At 47.7% G+C, this 16431-nt stretch carries 16 protein-coding genes; 11 read left to right on the top strand and 5 right to left on the bottom strand.

The annotated features are described in order from the left end of the window. Positions 1 to 21: 21 nt before the first annotated feature. From cpcE to H6F77_RS13590, 6 genes are all read left to right on the top strand, one after another. Complete coding sequence (cpcE, locus tag H6F77_RS13615) at positions 22 to 840, top strand: C-phycocyanin alpha-cysteine-84 phycocyanobilin lyase subunit CpcE (protein WP_190489263.1); 819 nt, start codon at positions 22 to 24, stop codon at positions 838 to 840. A 4-nt stretch (positions 841 to 844) separates the two neighbouring features. Then, the gene (cpcF, locus tag H6F77_RS13610) at positions 845 to 1456 is read left to right on the top strand and encodes a C-phycocyanin alpha-cysteine-84 phycocyanobilin lyase subunit CpcF (RefSeq protein WP_190489262.1); all 612 of its coding nucleotides are present in this window, start codon (positions 845 to 847) and stop codon (positions 1454 to 1456) included. A 140-nt stretch (positions 1457 to 1596) separates the two neighbouring features. Continuing rightward, complete coding sequence (gene cpcG1, locus H6F77_RS13605; RefSeq protein ID WP_190489261.1) at positions 1597 to 2430, top strand: phycobilisome rod-core linker protein CpcG1; 834 nt, start codon at positions 1597 to 1599, stop codon at positions 2428 to 2430. An 82-nt stretch (positions 2431 to 2512) separates the two neighbouring features. Then, the gene (gene cpcG2 / locus H6F77_RS13600) at positions 2513 to 3259 is read left to right on the top strand and encodes a phycobilisome rod-core linker protein CpcG2 (protein WP_190489260.1); all 747 of its coding nucleotides are present in this window, start codon (positions 2513 to 2515) and stop codon (positions 3257 to 3259) included. Between the two features lie 48 nt (positions 3260 to 3307). Further along, on the top strand, positions 3308 to 4069 hold the full coding sequence (cpcG4, locus tag H6F77_RS13595) for a phycobilisome rod-core linker protein CpcG4 (protein WP_190489259.1): 762 nt from the start codon (positions 3308 to 3310) through the stop codon (positions 4067 to 4069). 172 nt (positions 4070 to 4241) lie between these two features. After that, positions 4242 to 5324: a class I SAM-dependent methyltransferase gene (locus tag H6F77_RS13590; RefSeq protein ID WP_190489258.1), complete on the top strand. Its 1083-nt coding sequence runs from the start codon at positions 4242 to 4244 to the stop codon at positions 5322 to 5324. Positions 5325 to 5466: 142 nt separating this feature from the next. On the opposite strand, the gene prmA is transcribed toward H6F77_RS13590, so the two are convergent. Together prmA and serA are read right to left on the bottom strand one after the other, a co-directional pair. Next, positions 5467 to 6357, bottom strand: coding sequence for a 50S ribosomal protein L11 methyltransferase (prmA, locus tag H6F77_RS13585; RefSeq protein ID WP_190489294.1), 891 nt, complete (start codon positions 6355 to 6357; stop codon positions 5467 to 5469). 99 nt (positions 6358 to 6456) lie between these two features. Continuing rightward, positions 6457 to 8037, bottom strand: coding sequence for a phosphoglycerate dehydrogenase (serA, locus tag H6F77_RS13580; RefSeq protein ID WP_190489257.1), 1581 nt, complete (start codon positions 8035 to 8037; stop codon positions 6457 to 6459). Between the two features lie 337 nt (positions 8038 to 8374). Here serA and H6F77_RS13575 point away from each other — a divergent pair, with 337 nt between their 5' ends. After that, the gene (locus H6F77_RS13575) at positions 8375 to 8896 is read left to right on the top strand and encodes a hypothetical protein (protein ID WP_190489256.1); all 522 of its coding nucleotides are present in this window, start codon (positions 8375 to 8377) and stop codon (positions 8894 to 8896) included. Positions 8897 to 8938: 42 nt separating this feature from the next. Here the strand turns inward: H6F77_RS13575 and H6F77_RS13570 are convergent, their stop codons facing one another. Beyond that, positions 8939 to 9661 carry a Uma2 family endonuclease gene (locus H6F77_RS13570; RefSeq protein WP_190489255.1) on the bottom strand — a complete coding sequence of 241 codons (723 nt, stop codon included), beginning with the start codon at positions 9659 to 9661 and terminating at the stop codon, positions 8939 to 8941. Positions 9662 to 9709: 48 nt separating this feature from the next. Further along, positions 9710 to 9928 (bottom strand): hypothetical protein, encoded by a 219-nt coding sequence (locus tag H6F77_RS13565; protein WP_190489254.1) that lies wholly within the window; start codon positions 9926 to 9928, stop codon positions 9710 to 9712. A gap of 311 nt (positions 9929 to 10239) precedes the next feature. Here H6F77_RS13565 and H6F77_RS13560 point away from each other — a divergent pair, with 311 nt between their 5' ends. Next, the gene (locus tag H6F77_RS13560; RefSeq protein WP_190489253.1) at positions 10240 to 10410 is read left to right on the top strand and encodes a hypothetical protein; all 171 of its coding nucleotides are present in this window, start codon (positions 10240 to 10242) and stop codon (positions 10408 to 10410) included. Between the two features lie 96 nt (positions 10411 to 10506). Beyond that, entirely contained in the window at positions 10507 to 11286 is a 780-nt protein-coding gene (locus H6F77_RS13555; protein WP_190489252.1) for a photosystem II electron transport protein, Sll1252 family, read from the top strand. 132 nt (positions 11287 to 11418) lie between these two features. On the opposite strand, the gene H6F77_RS13550 is transcribed toward H6F77_RS13555, so the two are convergent. Continuing rightward, positions 11419 to 12204: an SDR family NAD(P)-dependent oxidoreductase gene (locus tag H6F77_RS13550; protein ID WP_190489251.1), complete on the bottom strand. Its 786-nt coding sequence runs from the start codon at positions 12202 to 12204 to the stop codon at positions 11419 to 11421. 139 nt (positions 12205 to 12343) lie between these two features. On the opposite strand from H6F77_RS13550, the gene H6F77_RS13545 reads away from it, so the two are divergent. Both H6F77_RS13545 and H6F77_RS13540 read left to right on the top strand, forming a co-directional pair. After that, on the top strand, positions 12344 to 13762 hold the full coding sequence (locus H6F77_RS13545) for a hypothetical protein (protein WP_190489250.1): 1419 nt from the start codon (positions 12344 to 12346) through the stop codon (positions 13760 to 13762). Between the two features lie 208 nt (positions 13763 to 13970). Continuing rightward, positions 13971 to 15989: a DICT sensory domain-containing protein gene (locus tag H6F77_RS13540; RefSeq protein ID WP_190489293.1), complete on the top strand. Its 2019-nt coding sequence runs from the start codon at positions 13971 to 13973 to the stop codon at positions 15987 to 15989. The last annotated feature ends 442 nt before the right edge of the window (positions 15990 to 16431 follow it).

Here is a 16431-nt window from a genome sequence, read left to right as displayed (position 1 = left end):
AGCGTTTAATTATTACTTGCCATGCAAGAGTCTAGTCCGGAACAGTCTCCCGAAGCTGCACAGCTGACGGTCGAGCAAGCGATCGCTAATCTCCGCCATGAAGACTTGAGTCTCCGCTACTACGCTGCATGGTGGTTAGGTAGGTTCCAGGTTAAAGAAGCACCAGCTGTTGACGCCTTAATTGAGGCATTAGCAGACGAAGCAGATCGTACAGAATTAGGCGGGTACCCCCTCCGCCGCAATGCTGCACGGGCGCTGGGTAAACTGGAAAACCTAAAAGCTGTGCCACCGCTAATCGCTTGTTTAGACTGCTCCGACTTCTACGTGCGCGAAGCAGCTACTCAGTCGTTGGGAATGCTAGGCGATCGCTCCTGCATCCCCTACCTGATGCAGTTGCTTGCTGGTGGTGTAGAAGCTGCTGTGCGAGTACCAGAACGCCCCCACCTAGCCCAGCCTTGCGAGGCAGCGATCGAAGCACTAGGATCTCTTAGAGCTACCGAAGCCATCCCCCTGATTCAGCCCTTTCTAGAACATCCAGTCGAGCGGGTGCAATATGCAGCCGCTCGAGCAATGTACCAGCTGACAGGGGATAATGCTTATGGAGATCGTCTGGTGCAAGCTCTAAACGGCGCAGATATTCAACTGCGTCGCATGGCACTGAACGACCTCGGTGCCATTGGTTATTTAGAAGCAGCAGACGCGATCGCATCGGCTGCCGCCGAAAATAGCTTCAAGCTCATCGCCCTCAAAGGCTTGCTCGAACATCAATATAACCAAACTTCCCAGTCCCTCTCTGATGACGCCATCCGGGTCATGAACCTGATGGACGCACTCTTGTAACGTCATGCAGGAACTAATTCAGGCTGTTGAACAAGCCGATTCTCCCGGAAACCTCATAGCCGCTGTACGCGCCCTAGCAGCCGCCGAGATAGAAGCCGGGATTCCCACCCTCATTGCAGTTCTGGGTTACAACAACCCAGGTGCAGCTACCGCCGCTGTTCAAGGGCTAATTCAGATGGGCGAAATGTCTGTACAGCCCATACTTGAACTGCTAGATGGGTACAACTACGGCGCGAGGGCTTATGCCATTCGGGCATTATCCGCAATCGGCGATCCACGCGCACTAGAGTGCTTAATACAAGCAGCAGCAAATGACTTCGCCCCCAGCGTGCGTCGTTCTGCTGCCAAAGGGCTGGGAAGCCTGCGCTGGAACCAATTGCCAGCCGAGCAAATTGCTGATAAACAAGCCAAAGCCGTACATACGCTTAAGCAAGTTTGTCACGATCCAGACTGGTCAATTCGCTATGCAGCCGTTGCAGGCTTGCAAGCACTTGCTAAGTCAGGTAACCAACAGCCCATTTTGGCGGCTTTTGAGCAAATGCTCCAAACAGAAGCTGAAATTGCGGTTCGTGCCAGAGTTCAGCTGGCTCAACAGCAACTAAAGTGCGAAGTATGAATTATGGATTATGAAGCGTGAATTATCAATGCTAAAGTTCGGCGACTCCAACTATACACATTCATAATTCATTAATCATAATTTATAATTCATACTTAATACTTTTTTCAGCATTTCGTTAATCCTTCATACTTAAAAAAATGTCCATACCACTCCTTGCAATCACGCCCAAAACACAAAATCAGCGTGTTGAAGGCTACGAAGTTCCTGATGAAGACGATCCTCAAATTTATCGGTTAACCGATGCAATATCAGACACAGATATTGATGAAATAATCTGGGCAGGCTACCGCCAAATATTCAGCGAACACCTAATTCTAGAAAGCTACCGCCAATCCTTCCTAGAATCTCAGCTGCGTAATCGAGCAATATCTGTTGCAGAGTTTATTCGCGGCTTGGGCAAATCTGAAGTTTATCGTAACTTAGTTGGAGAAACAAACTCCAATTACCGTCTCGTAGATATCTCCTTCAAGCGATTTCTGGGACGCGCTACCTACAACAAAGACGAACAGATTGCCTGGTCAATAGTCATTGCCACAAAGGGATTGCATGGCTTTATTGACGCCATTATTGATGGCGAAGAATACCGCCAAAACTTCGGTGATGATATCATCCCTTATCAACGCCGCCGCTTCAACGAACGTCCCTTCAATCTCGTCAACCCCCGCTACAACGATTACTGGCGCACTCGCCAAATCGAGATAGAAGGTGGTTCATACTATAAAGTACAAATTGGGGGCCAAGGAGTGCAACGAGGAGTTCGCAGCGCCATTCCTAATACATTTTTAGAAATGGCTAAAAGTATTGCTCCTAGCGAGGTAAACTACCAACGGTCAAGAGATCGGGTACTCTCTCAAGTCAAAAATATGGAGATTCCCGACATGACCCGCAAAGCTACCACGCCAAAACCAGCTATTGGTCGCACGGATGTAGCACTACCCTATCGGTACATTTCCCCAACACCAAAAGTTTAGGGGCTAATGGGTAATGGGTAATGGGCAATGGTTTTTTTCCAATTCCCAATCCCTAATTCAAAACTCAACACTCAAAACTAATATGTCCATTCCTTTACTTGCATACAAACCCTCCTCGCAGAACCAGCGAGTATCGGGTTATGAAGTGCCTAACGAAGACACGCCCAGGATTTACCGCGCTGAAGACTGCATCGACGATACTGATGTCCAACAACTAATTTGGGCAGCGTATCGGCAAGTTTTCAGCGAACACGAAATCCTGAAATCGTTTCGTCAGGTAAACCTAGAATCTCAGCTGAAGAATCGCGCTATTACAGTGCGTGACTTCATCCGGGGTTTGGCAAAAACCGAGGGTTTTTATACTCTAGTTGTAGAGACAAACTCGAACTATCGAGTTGTAGAACTTTGCCTCAAACGCATCTTGGGCCGCGCCCCTTACAACAAAGATGAAGAAATAGCCTGGTCAATTAAAATTGCAACCAAAGGCTTAGGCGGCTTCATAGATGCACTTGTTGATAGTGAAGAGTATCAAACGAACTTTGGCGACAATACCGTACCTTATCAGCGCCGTCGCTTCAAAGATCGCCCCTTTAACCTCGTAACACCTCGTTACGCAGACTACTGGCGCGATAAGCTAGAAGACGAGCGCTACAAGTGGGGCGCTGTTAATAACTTCTTAGAGATGGCCCGATCCATCAAGCCAAAAGCAGTTACCCAGAATGTTACTGTCAATACGGCTAACATCAAAATTCCGGACATGACACGGGATAATAAGCCACAAGGGACACGAGCTTCGATTGATTCATCTGCGAGTTTCCCATTCCGTTAGCTGCGTCTAAAAAGCACGTTTTCAACACTAAAGATAGGGAGATAATCAATGGCACTGCCATTACTTCAATACAAACCAAGCAGTCAAAATCAGCGGGTCAAGAGCTTTGGCATAGCTGACCTCAATGAAGATACACCTTACATCTATCGCCTTGAAGATGCACAATCTCCAGGTGAATTCAAGGATCTGATTTGGGCGGCCTATCGCCAAGTTTTCAGCGAACATGAGATTCTTAAATTCAACCGTCAGATTACTCTAGAATCTCAGCTGAGAAATGGTGATGTTAACGTGCGCGACTTCATCCGGGGTCTAGCAAAGTCTGAGGCATTTTACCGGTTGGTTGTATCGGTCAATAATAACTATCGCCTTGTACAAATCTGCCTAAGACGCTTCTTAGGTCGGGATTCTTATAACAAGGATGAAGAAATTGCCTGGTCAATTAAAATCGCTACGTTGGGTTTCTCTGGCTTTGTCGATGCTTTGATTGACAGCGAAGAGTATACAGGCGCGTTTGGCGATTATACCGTTCCCTACCAGCGCAAGCGGATGGAGGCTCGTCCGTTTAACTTGGTGACACCACGCTACGGCGAAGATTTCCGCGAAACAGCTGGTACGGTGACAACCGACTGGCGTTTTGCGCTAGAAAAAGCCTACAGCCGCAAATACCAAGAACGGCAATTGGCCGAAGGCGACCCCCGCAAGTATCGCGATATGGCCGCATCTGTTAGTACCAAGCGCAACTACGCTCAAAATGTATCGGCGTTTGATATTGACTATTTGAACAAAGTGCCCAATCGCGGCAGACGCTAAAACTCTGATTTAGATCCAACACCTGCTGGGTCTGGTTGTCATTGAGAAGACATTAGCTAACGTTGTTGGCGTTTGCTGTTGCTCGTATCGGTGATAATTAGACCCAGCAAATTTTTATATGTAAGTTTGTTTAATTGCTTAATTTATAGCCAGTAAACTTGTGAGTATTAATATGGCTTCGGAAGATCAATTGACACAGCATCAGGTAGGGGATGCGATCGCTACCCCAGCATTACTAAAACAGGCTGTCGAGAGCAACCTTAAGGCTCGCACTACGCACCGAGGCGACGTGACAATGCATTGCACGCCAGCATCCATAGACTTTTATATGCAGCAGCTAGACGAGTTGTTTAAAACCCTTGGCAAGCAGCTATCTGAAAAAGAACTCGCGCAGTTGCAAGAGTTAGTAGCACAGACGATGCAACAAGGATTTGAGTCTAGTGCTAGTGCCAAGGTAGTGCTGCGGTACGAGATATCTATGTCTGCTAGCCTGCAAAAAAATTTAGCTTGCAATGTGGCACTTACTACGCCATCGCTTGCAGAACAGTACAAGGGATGGGTTGAAACAAAGCAACCTCCTTTGTTTGGCTCTCAACCTGATGCGAAGTTGATGGCGGTTGTTAAATCCATCCCTAATCCTGCTGCGACTGCGCCAATTTTGGATATCGGAGCTGGAACGGGTAGGAATACGTTACCTTTGGCAAGGCTGGGATACCCAGTAGACGCAATAGAACTAACCCCAGAGTTTGCCTCGCAACTGCAAACAGCGGCGTCTGTGGAGAAATTACCTGTAACTGTTGCTGTTGCAGATATTCTTAATCCTCTAATTCAGATGCGGAGCGGTTATTATAAACTGGCGATCGCATCTGAAGTAGTTTCGCATTTTAGATCTGGCGATCAAATAAGAACACTACTTGTCAAAATGTGCGACGCCCTGAGCAAGGATGGTTTATTTTTATTCAATATCTTCTTAGCCGTCGATGGGTATGAACCCGACGCACTAGCACGGCAAATGGCGGAAGTAGCTTGGTCATCGCTGTTTACGCGAACAGAGTTGGCTGATGCAATCGCTGGATTACCATTAGAAGTAATATCCGATGAGTCCGCGATCGCCTACGAGCAAGCCAATCTCCCAGCCGAAGCATGGCCGCCTACAGGATGGTTTCTTGCCTGGGCAACTGGCAAAAGTGTATTTCCCCTAGCGCAGGAAAAATCCCCGATGGAATTGCGATGGATACTGTGCAAACGTCTTTGAATTTGGGTTAAGACTCATACAAAGGCTCTCCCGTACTTGTGGTGGAAAGTCCCCTTTTTGGGCATGAGTCATAGGCCAAGAAAGCACACTTACTTCTACTTAAAATGGTTGCTGACTGTGTTTAGACTATCCCAAATCTCTATTATGAGCGTCGGATATTAAAGCAACACCAATCCCCGCGACGCCAGAGAGCCGCAACCATCCAACCATGCTGCTCTAAAGTGTCAGCAATTGGTTTGACTTGTTCGAGTAAAATACCGCTAAGAATGCCCCAAGTTTTGGGTTTAGAAATCTCCTCCATTTGGGGAATTAAGTCTATAATTACCTCTGCTAAAATATTGCAAACAATGCCATCGACCGGGGTATCTATTGTTTTTATTAATTGCTCCACACTTCCTTGCGCGGCTATAAGGCGATCGCTACTAATTTTATTAAGTTCTTGATTGCTGCGAGTGCAACGCACGGCTACAGGGTCAGTATCTACGGCATATGCCTTTTCAGCGCCCAACAGCAAAGCGCCGATTGAGAGAATGCCAGAACCACAGCCAATATCAGCCACAACCAGACCGCTGGTATCGGGTTCTAATCGCATTTCTAACGCTTCCAAGCACAACTGAGTTGTTTGATGAGTGCCAGTTCCGAACGCCGCACCGGGGTCGAGACGCAGGAGAAGGCGTTCCGACTGCTCTGGAATCGGCAACCAGGCGGGATAAACTAAAATGCGATCGCCAATTTCTTGCGGCTGCCAGTATTGCTTCCAGCTACTCGCCCAATCCTCCTCATCAATCAGCTGCCATTGCACTAGAGGGGAAGGCAACCCCGCTACTAGCGCATCCCCGCGTAGCAAAAGCGAAAGCGCCGCCAAATCCAACAACTGAGCCTGTATGCTAGGCAGATAAGCACTCACCAGGCAGGAATGTCCTTTGATCGCGCTAGATGTCCCGCGAGAGCCAAACTTATCCAGCCGCCAGAAGATTAAATCCTCCAACGCTGGATCGCACAAAATTTCAATTTCCCACCAAGTGTTTGCCATAAAATAAGTAAAAAGCATTCCCACGCAAAGGCTGGGAACGAGGGCAAAAGGCAAAAGAAAGGGCTTGTAATTTTTCCTTTTGCCTTTTTACTTTTACCTTTATAAAGTTACCGTATAGGCATCACGAATTCCAGGAACCTTCGTAATCTCCGTTACAATTCCCTCCGGTAGGGGGTCATCTACACTTAACACCATCACAGCGTCACCGCGCACGATTTTGCGACCCACCTGCATACTGGCAATATTGACATTAAAATCGCCCAGCAGGGAACCGATTCTGCCAATAATTCCTGGCATATCTCGGTGGAGGGTAAACAGCATATTGGGGCTGGGGGGAACGTTGATGGGGAAATTATCGATGTCAGTGATGCGTATTTCACCATCGCCCAACAACACACCCGTAACAGAGTGATCCCCCAGAGAACCCTTCGCCTCTAAGTGTAGCGAACCAGTATAGTCTCGAATCGAAGCATCCCGCGTCTCCACCACGCGAATCCCCCGCTCTTTCGCCTCAATGCTGGCATTAACGTAGTTTACGCGCTCTCGCAGCGCTTGCGAAAGTAGCCCTTTGAGGGTGGCCACGATTAAGGGCTGGCTGGCATTGCTTGCCAATTCTCCCTGCAAGTGGATATTTAGCGACTCTACTCGTTTACCCGCCAGTTGACCTACTAGCTTGCCTAGCGTTTCCGCCAGCTGCATATAAGGTCTGAGTTTTTCTAAGACATCGGGACGCAAACCAGGGATGTTTACTGCCGAACGCGCTGGCAGTCCTAGTAAAACATCGCGAATTTGCTCTGCTACGTCAATAGCTACATTCACCTGAGCTTCGGCTGTGGACGCACCCAAGTGAGGGGTGAGAATAAGCTGTTTTGCCAACTGTTTCAGCGGCGATTCCTTGAGTGGTTCCGTCTCGAAGACATCCAACGCAGCCCCAGCAATTGTGCCATTTGTCAAGGCTTCTGCCAAAGCCGCCTCGTCAATAATGCCGCCACGCGCACAGTTGATAATCCGGGTGGTGGGTTTCATCGTCGCCAGAGCTTCGGCGTTAATTAGGTGAGTAGTTTCCGGCGTTTTGGGGATGTGCAGGGTGATGTAGTCAGCTTCCCTAAACAGCAAATCTAGATCCACCAGACGACAGCCCAGCTCATCTGCCCGTTCTATGGATATGAAGGGATCGTAGGCTAGCAATTTCATGCCCATCGCTTTAGCAACAGTTGCGACATGGGAGCCGATTTTGCCCAAACCGACAACGCCAAGGGTTTTCTTGTATACTTCGACACCAGTGAAACTCTTGCGATCCCACTGGCCGTTTTTTACTGATTGGTTAGCATCGGGGATGTAGCGAGAGAGGGAAAGCATCATTGCCAAAGCGTGTTCGGCGGCGGCAATGGTATTGCCTTCTGGGGAATTGACGACTACAATACCTGCTCGTGTAGCAGCCGTGACATCGACATTATCTACACCAACGCCAGCACGACCGATAATTTTTAACTGCGTGCCAGCTTCAATCATTTCTTTAGTAACCTGCGTGCCAGAGCGAATCATGAGGGCGTCGTACTCTGGCATAATCCGCACCAGTTCTTCTGGAGGCAGACCGATTTTAACGTCAACAGTAGCAACTTGGGAGAGGATATCTATCCCTACTTGGTCAATGGGATCGGAAACAAGAACTTTTGACATGATGGACAGGTAGGTTTAAGTGGGGTTGCGGTAGGGAAGCGGTAGGCTCACGCGATCGCGCCGGGAAAACAACTCTCGAAACGTCAAGACCGATCTTGCGTGCGGGTAGAAGCTGGAGGGCAGACGTGCTTGATTGGAGCTATAAGTCGCCCTTGAGGAATCACCGCAGAAGGTAATTTTAACCGCAAAGGTATACGGCCACTGCTGGTTACTCGAAAGTTTTTAGCTTTGTCCGAGAGGGAATTAAGCGCGATCGCGGCTTATCCTAAACAAGATAGAAGATTTGCTATCTCAGTATTGTTACCCTGTTTAAGTTAGACCACGATCGTGATTTGCTATGTATTATCTTGTTGCTGTACTGCCAGACCGCATCCAGGCAGAAGCCGCCTACTCAGCCTTGGAAAAAGAAGGCTTACCCATGAATCAAGTCGCCATTCTTGGCAGGGGGTACAAAAGTGCTGATGAATATGGATTGATAGACCCCAACGAAGAAGCTAGAAAGCAAGCAAAGTTCATGTCTTATTGGCTTGTGCCCTTTGGATTTTTTGGCGGGTTTATTTTTAACGTCATCAGCGGGTTGGATACCTTTCCCTGGGCGGGCGCACTTGGCAATCACCTGATTGGTGGTTTGCTAGGCGCGATCGCCGGGGGTATGGGCAGTGTTCTCGCTGGCGGTGGCGTTGGGTTGATTGTCGGGGGTGGTGATGCTTTGCCCTACCGCAATCGGCTGAATGCTGGTAAATATCTCGTTGTGGTTAACGGTGCTGAGACTTTAACGCTGTCTGCAACTAAGATATTACGTCCGTTTAATCCGGAAAATCTCCAGGGATACGCTGACACAAAATCTCAGGTGTACTAACGCGGGTATTTTTGTGGCGGGCGATCGCAGATAAAATTTAGCCTATTGCTCCAACAGATCTGGATTAATTCCTAATTCTTGCAATCGAGCTAATAGGGCTTGCGATCGCTGTCGTTCTTGCTCCAGAAGAGTTTCTGCTGACTCTGCACGTTGCTGCTGTTCAAGCGCAAGCTGTTGGGCTTGTTCCTTTTGTTGAGCCAATTCTAAATAAGTAGCAAATCGCTGTCCATCTGGGCGATAAATGACAAGTTCTCCTGCTTCTAATTCAAACCGCACTCCTAATCGCGGACTTACCCAACCCGCCATTTCTTCAATTATTTCTAATTGCTCTCCAGAGCGCAGCCAGCCCGCTAAATCAACTCTGTCGGGGTTATAAAGGTAGTATTCTTCTACACCGTAGCGCTCATAAAACTTGTATTTCTTAGACATCTCCTTGAGAGTGTTACCGGGAGAGAGTATTTCAAATACAACTTGCGGGGGAATATTATCTTCTCGCCATTGTTGATAAGAACCGCGATCGCCCTTTGGTCTGCCGAAGGCTACCATAACATCAGGAGCCACTCTGGTTTTGTTGTCGCCTTCAACTGGATACCAAAGTAAATCGCCAGCAACGAACACATTTGGATCGTTTTGGAACAAAGCATCTAAACCACCCTGCGTGGTTACGATAACGCGAAATTGCTTTGTATTGTCTGCCATTGGCTGTCCGTCGCTGTCGGGGTAGATGATGTCTTGTTGAGCGGAAGTTTGCAGTTGCAGAGCCATGTTTGTAGTTCCAAATCAACTGAGGTTATTGTTAATTTTAGATGATAATCAAGGCTTATTACGATAGAGCGATCGCAACCGTAAAACCACCCAAGTAACTAAACTAGCTCCAACTCCTATCCCAATGCTGAACAGAAAGGCAAACCAAAAACTTGACCAAGCATCGGCGGTTATTTTTTGACTTGATGGCTTTTCAGCTAATGGCGCCTGTCTGATTTCTTTGACGAAGTTAGCAATAGATGAAGCTCCAACTGACGCAGTTCCCACGCCGACACCTACCACCCCTACAAGGTTTTGAAAGGTGCGATCGCCGTCTAATCAATTCCCAATAAAAAATCCTATTAGCCTACATCCGGCAAAACCACCTAACCTACCCTCTAATTGATTATTTTCACAACTTTCAGCGCCAGAACCCAGCAGAAGTCAGCCTGGTTGTCCTTGATGAGGCGCTGACGCTTCTAGAATATGCAGTCAAGCCAGAACATCGACCGGATGCGGTTGCTCTCTACACCGTGCGTCAATCAATCGAGAAATTCCTGGAGACGCTGAACGCTGCTTAAATTAAACCATCCAAAGACGTGCCGCCTCTGCCAAGACTGGATGAGTTACGCGCTAGCGGTATTCCCACCTTCAGCGATGAAGACTTCGAGGAGTCGATAAGCAACCTGAATAGACGCAGACGCTTGTTCCTCGCCTTAGTGCGAAGCGATGGTTGGTCTTGGAAAGAAATTGTATATCCGTTTGATTAGAGTCCTCGCCAAGAATAGTGACGGCTATCCGCCAACGACATTGGGGAGCGATCGCTAGATACAATCAAAGAAGTTCTCTAAATAAGTGCCTCAAGAATGCTACCGAGGGAAGAACTCTTAAAAGGAGTAGAAAATCGCGACACTGCGGTGCGTGTAATCGACCAAGCCGAACAAGCTATTAAAACTTGGGAAGTTGTCTGTACCGACTTTCTTTCTCCCCCAGAAATAGCTGAGATTCAGCATATGTTTGGTCGTCTGACAGAAGTGCAACTGCTACCGTTTGGGGGTTATCCCCAAGCTGAACGACAAAGGATGGCGATCGCTCGTTCGGAACTGACTCTGGATCAATCGCAAGTCGCTGTTGCTGCTTTGGAAATTGCTGGTAATTTTCTCTTCGATCCTGCAAGTCACCGCGATTTTTTAGGTGCAATGTTAGGGTCGGGTATTGTGCGAGAAAAGACAGGCGATCTCCTTGTACTGGGAGATCAAGGAGCGCAAGCAATTGTTATTCCAGAAATGGTTGAATATCTGGAAATGCATCTAACTCAGGTGCGTTCAGTTCCGGTGAAAACTAGGCGAATTGAACTAGCAGAACTGAAGATTAGAGAACCCAAGAAAAAAGAGATGACGACAGTTGAGGCGTCGATGCGGCTGGATGCGATCGCTTCTGCTGGTTTCGGTATGTCTCGCAGCAAAATGGTGGAGTTTATTGACGGTGGTGATGTGCGCGTCAATTGGAAAGACACCACCTCTAGCAGTCATATTCTCAAACAAGGCGACTTAATCGCTATTCGCGGTAAAGGACGCCTAGAAATTGGCGAAGTTGCTGTTACTAAAAAAGACCGCTACCGCATCCAGTTAACTCGCTATATGTAATGCAAGTCCGGAGTCCGGAGTCCGGAGTCGGGGAAGAGTGGGAGATGGGGAATTTTGTAGAGACGCCGATTTATCGCGTCTCCCCAGTGGGAAAGTGGGAGATAAAACTCAAAACCCATTCCCCATTACCTATTACTCATTACCCTTAAACTGTTTTTCCACCGCAGTAACCAAAGTTTCTCGCGGCAAAAAGCGGGACGCATTCACTACTAATTGATTACCTAAACCACCTGTAACAACATTCGCCTGATTTTTTTCTAAAGCTTTCAGAGATTGTTTAACAACTACATCTACAGCAGTGTAATTTGCCTTATTTGCGCCTCCCAAGGCTGAGGGAAACTTAGCTTCTGTGAAAAAGTTGGTCTCCGTTGGACCGGGACAAACGGCTAAAATTTTAACACCATAGCTTTTATTTTCCGCCCACAACGCTTCGCTAAAACTGAGTACAAAAGCTTTAGTTGCGGCATAGACAGATAAGTAAGGTAGAGGCTGAAATGCGGCAATTGAAGCTAAATTTATGATACTTCCAGAGCGCCGCGATCGCATTCCTTGCAAAAATAAATGCGTCAAATCTACTAAAGCTAAAATATTTAACTGAATCATTTGAAGTTGGCGCGATCGCTCTGTTAAAGCAAAATCGCCATAATCTCCAAAACCAGCATTATTAATTAACAAATCAATAGTTAATCCCTTTTGGTTAACTGCATCAAATACAGCTTCTGTAGCTGTGGGTTGCGTCAAGTCTTGGACTAAAATATCTACGTTAATTTTGTGTAATTCTTGCAGTTCCTTCGCCAGTTGTTGCAGTTTATCTTCGGAACGCGCCACTAACACGAGATTTGTCTTGCGGGCTGCTAGTTGTCTAGCAAATTCAGCACCAATTCCACCCGAAGCACCAGTAATTAAAGCCGTTGACATATCACTACTTAGAACGAGAATTTGTTGTTACCTTTACAGAGCTTAACTTAAATAATCCTCAAGTTTTAAGTATCCCGCGTGTCAATCCAGCATCTATCTTTGGGAATACTGGAAGAAGTTGCTGCGTGTAATACCTACCATGTCCCGTCTTAACACTCGCGCTTTTGAAATTCTGCGTGCTGAAGTTCAGAAATGTGCTGGAGACGATCCGTTGAGCCAATTGGAGCAAAACCTTGTACTCCAAGAGTTACAACTACTGCGATCGCAAGAAGGCTCACCTGTCTCCTTACAAGAAATGCGAAAGGCAGTAATCGGTACTTATGCGAACTTTAGCGAAAAGGTACTTTTAGAAGCTACAAAAGCCAACAGTACTAAAGAGGGCGAGAAGATAGTAGGAGCAGCAACTTCATCCAACCTTTCGGCGAGTATTGGGGGCTGTCTCAAATTAGCTGTTTTAGCTGCTTTAGCAGTAGTTGGGGGAATTGGGGCACTTGTCTTGGCTATAGCGGTGTATTTGGGAAGTCAAAAGCCAGTAGGGGAAACTGCTTCCGTCTCGGGTTCCCAGGCAATGAGTGTAGAGGATCATTATCAGCAGGCTCAAGCCTTGGTCGATCAAGCCGACCAATTGGTAAACCGCGCGGGGACACCAGCAGATTTGGCATTGGGCGAAGAAAAATTAAATGAAGCGAAAAAACATATTGATTCCCTGCCCGTTTCGCATACAGTCAGTTCTAAGCGATACTATTACACGAAAAAGGGTCGGAGGCGTGTTAGCGGCTACGATACGCAGACAATATATGACGATCGATACACCTCGGTTCGCTCTAAATTTGAACAAATAAACACGCAGCTTGACCAAGAAAAAAAGGCTCAAGGGCTTCTGAATCAAAGGGAACAGGCGCTGATTACTGCAAAACAGCAATATAAACAAGCACAGACATCGATAGATAAAGAGAAAGCGATCGCCTCTTGGAAACTTTCCCTCAACCAGCTTGATGACATTTCCACACAGACACTAGCAGGAAAAACAGCACAAACAAAACTGGAAGCCTACAAGCCTGACTTTGAGCAGGTTGTCGGTTTCATCGTCAGCACTCAGCGCACTGGCACATTAATCGAGGGTGCGAAGCAATTTGCCTTCGCCGCTGCTAAAGCTGGGCAAAATCCACCCCATACAGCTTCAGAGTGGGAGCAAGTCCAAAATTTGTGGTCAAAGGCAATTGACCAACTGGAAACCATTGGAGTGGAAGACGCTGGTTATGTGGAAGCGCAAAAGTTATTGGCAACGTACCAGACTAATGTAGGCGTTGTACAAACTCGACTGAAAGCAGAAAACGAGTCCTTGGAAGCGCTCAAGCAGGGTAAACAGCAAATACAATACTTAATTGGTTCAACTCCGACTAAGGCGGCTTCGGTAGATCGCAATCAAACAGCTAGCCAGCTACAGGGAATTATCGACAAGCTACAAACTGTGAAATCGGGGACAACCGCGTATAGAGAAGCCCAACAGCTAGCGCAATTTGCACAGAACAAGCTGCGTCAGTTGCAGCCAAAGTGATGATTTCTTGAGTAAAAGTGGCTAACGTGGGGTGTTTTAGGTTGAGAGAACAGAGTTAGCCGTCATTTATTTGTGGTTATTGACAGATGACGAAACATAAATGACAAATCAAACAGCGATCGCAGTTCTGTAGGATAAGCATAGGACTCCTATCAGAATCCTCAAATTAAGGCGAATGCCTACGGCAAGCGACGCGAACGCATTCTCGATGATCAACCCTACTTCTGTGCTGGCTGACTTGCTGCAAGTCCTGCCACAACTACGGCCACAGATATATTTCAAGTCTTCCTTGACCGCACTCTCACACGCGATGGAAGACCAGGTTTTGGCTGGGTTAGACCAGCCCCTGGTCATTGCTAGCTTTCAGCGAGAGCGCTTCTACCGACAGGAAGCTCACCGCTACCATCGGATTGCCGAACGCACGTCCCAGGTATACGTGCTGGCGGCTCCGGAAACAAACTTCGCCAACGGGTGGGAGGGCTATGAGACTGTGGCTTTTGAGCCAGCAGACGGCTTGAGTCAAGAGTGGCATTTAGTGGTCATAGGCCCTAGTTATGCCAGTTGTCTGATTTGCCGGGAACGACCAGCACCCAGCAGCACCGACTCTGAGATGGACTCGGTGCGGCGATTTGAGGGAATCTGGACTTTTGAGCGGGAAGTTACTTGCAAAGCCGCCCAATTGTTACTGGATCGAATTTCGGAATACCGTCCTGAGTTAGCAGCTAAAATCCAGGAAGCGAAAACCCAGTTTTTAGTAGAACTGCCGTCAGGGTTCCACGATGTTGACCCAGACCCGTTCGTACAGCGGTTGGTGACATACATCCAAGCCAATCAGTACAAATTGCTCAAAGCTTATCGAGCGATCGCCGCCCAAGAACAAAAAGAACGTCTGGTAAACTCAATTAGCACAGCTATCAGGCGTAGCCTCAATACAGATGAAATTCTGCAAGTCGCTGTCGAAGAATTGGGGCAAGCACTCCAAGCTTGTCGCTGCCTAATATATTGCTGTAAAGCAACTGATGGCGCAGCTACAATAAACCATGAATACTTGGGAGCGCCAGTCACCTCAGTAGAAGGACAAACCTGGCCGTTAAAGGACAATATCTTATTTCAGGAAGTCGTGCAAAAGCACGAGCGAGTCTATGTTCCCGACACTCATACAGACGAGCGCCTGAGCCGCGAAGTTAAAAAAATTCCCCTTGCCAGACAGGGAACGAGAGCAAAAGGCAAAAGTGAAGAAGCACGCAAAGAATCCTTACGGGCGCCTAATTCCTCCGTACAAGCGCTAGTACAAAAATTTTCTATTGCCACTTGGGTGCTGGTTCCCGTACTCTATCAAGATCGACTGCTGGGGATGGTGGAGTTGCACCACTGTAGCCCAACCCAAAACGATTGGGAAGAAGACCAACTGGAATTAGTCGAAGCGATCGCAACCCAACTAGGTGCAGCCCTAATTCAAGCCGAAGCCTACGCCAACCTGCAAGACCTAAATCAGCAACTAGAAGCCCTCGACCGCACCCGTAGCAACTTAGTCGCCATCACGGGTCACGAACTACGCACGCCCCTATCCACCATCCAAGTCTGCCTGGAAAGCCTCGCTAGCGAACCAGATATGCCCCAAGAGTTGCGGCAGGTAATGCTAAACTCTGCGCTTACAGATGCCGAACGCATGCGTAAACTCGTGCAAGACTTCCTCACCCTTTCCCGCCTGGAAAGCGGTCGCGTGGAATGGCATCCAGAAGCCCTCGCCCTGCAAGAGTGCGTAGACCTAGCCCTCAGCAGCATCCGCGCCCGCCAGTCCGAGATTCCACTGCCCCAAATTACTACCCAAGTGCCAAATGAATTGCCTTTGGTAAAGGCAGATGGCGAGTGGCTGGTAGAAGTTCTTGCCAAATTGCTAGACAACGCTTGCAAATTTACCAACTCTGGCGGAACCATAACTGTTGAGGCTAAAAGCAACGGCGGCAAGATGTTAGAAGTGACTGTAGCCGATACTGGTCGTGGCATTGAATCCAACCGCCTTGAGGCTGTGTTTGACCGTTTCTATCAGGAAGAAGGATCCCTGCGGCGTACAGTCGGCGGTACTGGTTTAGGGCTGGCTATTTGCCGCCAGATTGTCGCTGGTTGGGGTGGCGCGATTTGGGCTGAATCTGGTGGCAAAGATCGGGGCAGCCAGTTTCACTTTACTCTGCCAATAGTGTCGAGTAGTCCAGAGCCAAAGCGTTAAGCCAACAACAATCCTTAGCGATTAAAATCGCGGATGCATCCGATTTTTGCAAGAATACCTGGCGATTAGAAATCGCGGCTAGACAAACTAAGTCCGCCTGCGCGGACTCAATACCAGCCTGGCTTTGGCAAGCTTTGTTTGTGTAGCCACAGACTGGAAGTCTGTGGGTAATTTGCAAATTTGGGATGCTCCCGAACTCGCTTATAGGGATTGTTATATAGCGGGCAAACGAACAAATAAGTTAAGCGATGATAAATATTTGATGGATTGTAGCATATCGCCCCACACGTTGCCTGGAGGTTTAAACCTCTAGGCGGTATTTAAATAAAAACAGGTATAACTAATATCAACTACGGCTAATTAACCCTAATTAATAACGGGAAGCTTCAGGACAAATTTCTTATCGAGGGTTTTGAAGCCTACCTAATTAGGGGTAATTAAC

Source organism: Microcoleus sp. FACHB-831, assembly GCF_014695585.1.
Lineage (GTDB): Bacteria > Cyanobacteriota > Cyanobacteriia > Cyanobacteriales > FACHB-T130 > FACHB-831.
This window is presented reverse-complemented; position numbering and strand designations above follow the sequence as displayed.